The organism is Neisseria sp. HMSC074B07, from assembly GCF_001810355.1.
In the GTDB taxonomy this organism is placed as follows: domain Bacteria; phylum Pseudomonadota; class Gammaproteobacteria; order Burkholderiales; family Neisseriaceae; genus Neisseria.
Genome location: NZ_KV800868.1, coordinates 1 through 5716 on the forward strand (window position 1 = coordinate 1; position 5716 = coordinate 5716).

A 5716-nucleotide genomic window follows, 5' to 3' on the forward strand; every position below is an offset into this window, starting at 1 on the left:
CCTAAATGTCTTGATGGAAATTTAGGGGATTTTGCAAAGGTCTCCTGGGAGGATTAAGGGGGGATTTGGGTAGAATCAGGAGGGATTGGGGAGGAGGGATTGGGGATGGGAACAGCCGAAAACCTGTTTTTAGGTTTCGGCTGTCGGGGGAAGGGCTTTTTTGCACTCGGCCTTTTATTAGGGGCTTAGGAAACAAAATCACTATTGAGTGATTTTGCTTCCTAAGCGCCCCAAAATAATATTTAAAAAATAAAATCAAAAAACAAGATAGTAAAGACTTCCCAAAAATAAAGACTCATATATCTAAAACAGAATGAAAAAAATGTATCCCGTAACGCCCATCTATTTGTGTAATAGCTAATTGCTCCCCCTTTCCTGCTCCAACAAATTTTGCCGCACTAACTAAATTAATCCACCCTTGAATCGGTATCAAGTTACCACACAACCTATCTAAATTATTCATTGGATGAGCAGAATCTAACGAAATCAAATCAATATTATGTTTATATAGTACCTGTATCAACTCAGTCTGACTATTGGAATCCATATTACTTAACCATAATCCAAAAGTTGACTGTTTATTCAATTGATATTGGATTATTTGTTCAAGCATTTCATTTAAGTTTCCCTTAATCGTACTATTGGATCGAAGCATACGAATTTTAATTAATTCTTCTCGAATTAATGTTTTTCCAAGTAACAAGGAACATGCTGCTTCATTAGCATTAGTACTATTTACAGATAAAGCAATGATCAAAGCATGTTTAATTTTTTCTTTTTCCAACCAATCCTGAATTTCGTCAGGTTGAAAATCTGCAGCATTTTTTAGTAGGATATCAGGCATTTTTTGACAATTTTGTTCCTTTAATAAACGGATTACTAAATCAACGCTATTTTCCCCTAAACGACGATTTATCAGATCTTTCTCACTATGAAATTTGTCCTCCACAATAATAATTTTTAGATTTTCACCCTCTAAATCCTGTATTTTTTCTAAATCAGGCAAATGATGGAAAAGAATTTTTTCCAAAATAATTTCTTTCTTATCATAACGTTTGGTAAATAAATCCTTTCCCGTATCAAAAAATGAAAAAGGAGTAATTACTTGCTGAAAATTATGACGGATTTTTCCACTACTAACAGCCTCTATTAAAGGAATTTTAGTAATATCTATATTATCTGGCAAAATAAGAGTGTAATCATTAACATGCCAATACATCTGCGCCCACTGCTGCCATTTCCGGTGAATATTTTCTTTTTCCACTTCCCATGCTTCATGTTGCTGCTGTTTATTATATTTATAACTGAACTGCAAATAGAAAAATACTAAGCACACGAACAAAGGAGGAAGTGCAGCAATACCTAATCCAGTAATCAATGGGATACCAGAGTAGGTCATACTTATAGCAACCAATACACCAACAATAGAAATAACTATAAGAATAAGTAACCATTTCTGCCAATTTATTGGTTTTGGTGCTTTGAATTCTGGAATTTCAGGGATTGGCCAACGGGTTCGTTTCATATTTTAATAAATTTTTAAAAATTAAATAACAAAAGATGCCGAAAACGGATATTTCCATTTCCGGCAACTCTTTCAGATATGGGTCAATTCGCTTTACCATTCAATCCAATATGTTGAGAAATATCTCCTTCGGGGTCGTATTTCATCCAAGTAGCTGTATTGCCTTCAATACGGTAAATTCCCCGATAGCGTGCGAGTCCTTGACCATTACCAAAAACAAAGGTTGACCAATAACTACTGCCTATCCTAACCCTACCACTATATTCCAACAATCCCATGCCAATATAAAAACTAGCTTGAGAGTCATGAACATAGTCATTATAAAACAGCTTTATAGCTTTCTCCCCATATAAATCTTTTTCGTATTCATCATTTTTTTCATCAAGATATATACGAGGCCTCTCCCGATATTTTTCCAAAATACCTTTTACAGTTGGATGATAGCTATGTTTAACTCCAAAGGTAGATAGCCACCGACGATTAAAAACACTCAAACCTTCTTCCAACAAATCATTAACCACCTTAAGCCCAATCACAGAATTATAATTTGGCGGTTGCCTCTCCAAATGCTGCTCCAATTTATTTGGATCTAATTCATTCTCAAGTTTTTTCTTTGCTTTGCTGGGTGACATTGCAGGCACTTCGGAAGTTGGTTTCTTAGTCGACTCTTGAGCTTGCGTCCTCTCTGCATCACCATTTGCGCGAAGATAAAAATCCTGCCACTCAAAACGGGGAACATTCTGTGACCTACCATACCAAGTTTTAGTTTGGGTTTGATATTTAGATGGAGCCTTATTTGAAAGGAAAATTTTACGTAACATAATGCCTCGGTACACTAAATAACTTTGGTTATACTGAGCAATATTATTAGCATGAGTATAAACATCTCCTCCTTCCTGAGCAATATCAACCCCTTTAAGCATTTGTCTCATATCATCTTTTATTGCATTAAACGCTGTAAAAAAATCATGATGTGCTAATATCTCACCATAAAGAGTATGTACATCATCTAATTTCATCTGATTGATATTGTAAGGCATTAGATTTTTAAATGGGGTACCTACACTAATAGCTTCATCATACATTTCTCTACCTGGTATAACGGACATATCGTATTTACCCTGCTCCATAAAACCATAACCACCACCTACATCCGAATGGGCTCCAGGGTAAAGTTTGAGAGTATGATTACCTTGATGCTCCGTCATGGTTAATGGAAAACAGGCTCGAGCCTCGTTACCGGCAATATAGTGTACACAGCGAATATTATCTGGTACAACTAGATTTTCAGGAGAAGCCCAAGACCAATGACCATCCACTAAACTACCAAACCAACGAGGTAGAATGCCGTTGCCACGAAATGACTTGATATCGACCATGCCTACCGAGGCCACAGTGTCGAAAATACCCATAAACTTTACTTCAACATCGATACCGCCAAATTTCAACTGCTCCGGCAAGCTACCACTCAATCGGGAAAGGCGGTTGACAAAACTGCGAGCCTCTGCCGCACCGCGCGAAAAGCCGAACGCATACAGGATGATTTTGCTGACCTTGCTGGTTTTCTTCCTTTCTTTTCCTGACTTTTCAATAGTTTCCCTTAAGTGCTTATTCAGATATTCAGGAAAGGTATCAACATCATTTTCAACTTTTTCTGCCCGATCACTCTTATTCCACGGAATGATATTTTTAATTTCTTCTTTTTCAAGTATTATGGAATAAAGTTTCCAAAAAGCATAACAAATCCGCGCATTTCCTCCGTAGCCAAATGCCGAGCCCAAAATACTACCCTCTCCTTCATTGGGTTTGCCTTCGTCATTCTCAGAAAAAGGGGTACCTACGCCAGGAATATATTCTTTATATATGGAATTTACCTCATCCTTAAATAATAAAAACAACTTCGCTACATTGCTTAAATAACTGGTAATTTTTTGTAACTGTTGCGAGTCATAATTATCAATATTAAGCCTTTTAAGGTGGACCTTGGTTTTTATTTCATCCGTATCCTTGTTATTTCCTGTACCGTCAAAAAACAACCCAAGCTGGATTTCCTTTTGGCAGAAAAATTTCTGTGCTATTCCGGTCGGCATATCTTTATTCCTTTATTACATATTACTCAACTGCATGACGCTTACCAATTTTCTTTTTCCGTTTTGGGTCGTCATCTTGCGGCCAACCAAAAGGATAATCCGAGTAATTGGGTGTCATATTTGTTACAAAAGCCTTGATGTTATCATTCGGAAAAAAATGTATGGCTAAATAAATCTTTTCTTCATCCTTATATTTCGGCAGTTTGACAAATGCCCGTTTCGGTTTGGTATAGATCTCATCATTACCCGCCCATTGGAAAAAAATGGTGTAATTGGGATCCCATTTTTTAGGCACTCTCCACCCGCTACCTGAAGCTGAATCGTATGCAGACACCCCATACCCCCCCCCTCCATAACCCAATTCCCATCCCTTCCAGTCTTTTTTAGTGGCATCAGTCATATTGAAATTAATGGCTTTGGATGTATGATTATATATTTTGACAGGTAGCACACTGGTATCGGAATAGCCGCTGCATGCAGTAAGCAGTGCTGACAATCCTGTAAATAGTAAAGTGATCAGCTTTTTCATATTCATTATTTACTCCTTAATTTCTTACAGCTAAATTTTTCAAAATGGCGTGTTCAAACATCTTTGATATTTTCTTGGATAAAATGAACCAAATTAGTAAAGCTTCCCTGTATGACATCCGTTTTCTCCAACAATTCAAAAATCCTGCTATATATTGCTGCAGAGACCGTGCTGTTGCCTGGATTATTTTTCTGTATTTCTGCCCAAATCTGATCGGGCAGACTTTGACTGTACAGCATTTCCAATTGATGATCATTTAAAATTAATGCGGTTGCCGCCTGATTACTATAGGCAGGGGCATAACTGCAAAATTTCCCGAAGCGGTTTATCCATGCAAATTTCTCGATTACACCAGCAATAGCAGCTTCTTGTGAAGCAGTAAAAAATTTATTCTGTGGATTAAATATGATGGAAAGTGCTCGGGTATCAAAATACCTTAATAACAATGCTAATCCTTCTTCTGTATGTACATTTGCTATCCAAGTTAAAATATCCGGCCACTTATTGGGAGCGTTGTTTTTTATCCGTATAAAACTGATAAGGGGTAATTCTGCCGCATAATTCTTCAAAATCCCCCTCAACCATCCAAAATCATCCAAAGATAAGTGCTCTGCACGAATAAAAAGTGGTCCTAATTCTTCTATGTCGGAAAATATGTGTCCACGTTGCCATAATCGAGAAAAACCGGCTAATTCGAAAATTGCCCGCTCATCATCATTTAACATAGAGCCATCTATCAAAATGATGGTTTCATGAGTTCTCTGCCCAACCCAACTAATTGCTTCCTCGATTACCTCAATATCAGGAGCTGAATGTAAATAATGCATTATTCCCTCCCTGCCAGTGGAGTTCCGCTTTCCAAAGCTTTCTTCAAACATTCTTTACAAACTGCTTCAGAAAATTGGGGGTAACTATAATCCAACGTATTCACACCCGTTTCTATGAGACCTCCACTTCTATGCCAAATCTGATTTGGAGATCCCATTTCAATTGTTCCATCCTTGATACGGATATAAGCTGTACCACTAGTCAATAAAATCTCTTCCTTCCCTGCCAAAACGATTTTATTATCGGTACTCATCAATGTCATCTGCCCTTTAGAAGTCTGCTTTAATTCTCCACCTTGAGCCTGAATATCAATATCTTGTCTCGACGAGTAAATTTGCATTCCACCGTTATAACTATATAAACTGATTTTTTCTTTTGCAGAAGCAGTTAGATTATTCATGGACTGCAAATCGGTATTATTCTGACTAACTTGTAAAAGATTATTTTCTGTTGTTAGCTGTATACTACCCGAACTAACTGCAGCAATTCCATCAGGCGCACTCAACACGATAGCTTGTTGTTGCAGTTGTTGATAGACATTTGTTAACTGGTTTTTCTGATCCTCTATATCGGCCAACTCTGCTCTAGCTGCCTGTATTGCATTATTAAGGTTTTCAACCTCTTCAACAGCTCGACGCAACTTCTCCAATGCTTCGTCCATATCCAATACTTTATCGTCAGGACTTTTACTATCGGTGCTAATAAAGATACCTTTACCCGCCCGTACGGCACCCCAGCCGTCGG

Annotated in this window: 5 protein-coding genes; all 5 read right to left on the reverse strand. The window is 37.5% G+C overall.

What is annotated here, in order from left to right:
- Nucleotides 1-295 precede the first annotated feature (295 nt).
- Nucleotides 296-1525: a hypothetical protein gene (locus tag HMPREF2726_RS00100; protein WP_009312719.1), complete on the reverse strand. Its 1230-nt coding sequence runs from the start codon at nucleotides 1523-1525 to the stop codon at nucleotides 296-298.
- Nucleotides 1526-1608: 83 nt separating this feature from the next.
- A complete protein-coding gene (locus HMPREF2726_RS00105) occupies nucleotides 1609-3615 on the reverse strand; it encodes a phospholipase effector Tle1 domain-containing protein (protein ID WP_070601823.1) in 2007 nt (668 codons plus the stop codon).
- Nucleotides 3616-3637: 22 nt separating this feature from the next.
- Nucleotides 3638-4144, reverse strand: coding sequence for a DUF3304 domain-containing protein (locus HMPREF2726_RS00110; RefSeq protein WP_210399668.1), 507 nt, complete (start codon nucleotides 4142-4144; stop codon nucleotides 3638-3640).
- A gap of 53 nt (nucleotides 4145-4197) precedes the next feature.
- Complete coding sequence (locus HMPREF2726_RS00115) at nucleotides 4198-4971, reverse strand: hypothetical protein (RefSeq protein ID WP_009312716.1); 774 nt, start codon at nucleotides 4969-4971, stop codon at nucleotides 4198-4200.
- The coding region (locus tag HMPREF2726_RS00120) for a DUF2345 domain-containing protein (protein ID WP_148132442.1) at nucleotides 4971-5716 on the reverse strand (746 nt) is incomplete at its 5' end. The genes HMPREF2726_RS00120 and HMPREF2726_RS00115, both read right to left, overlap by 1 nt.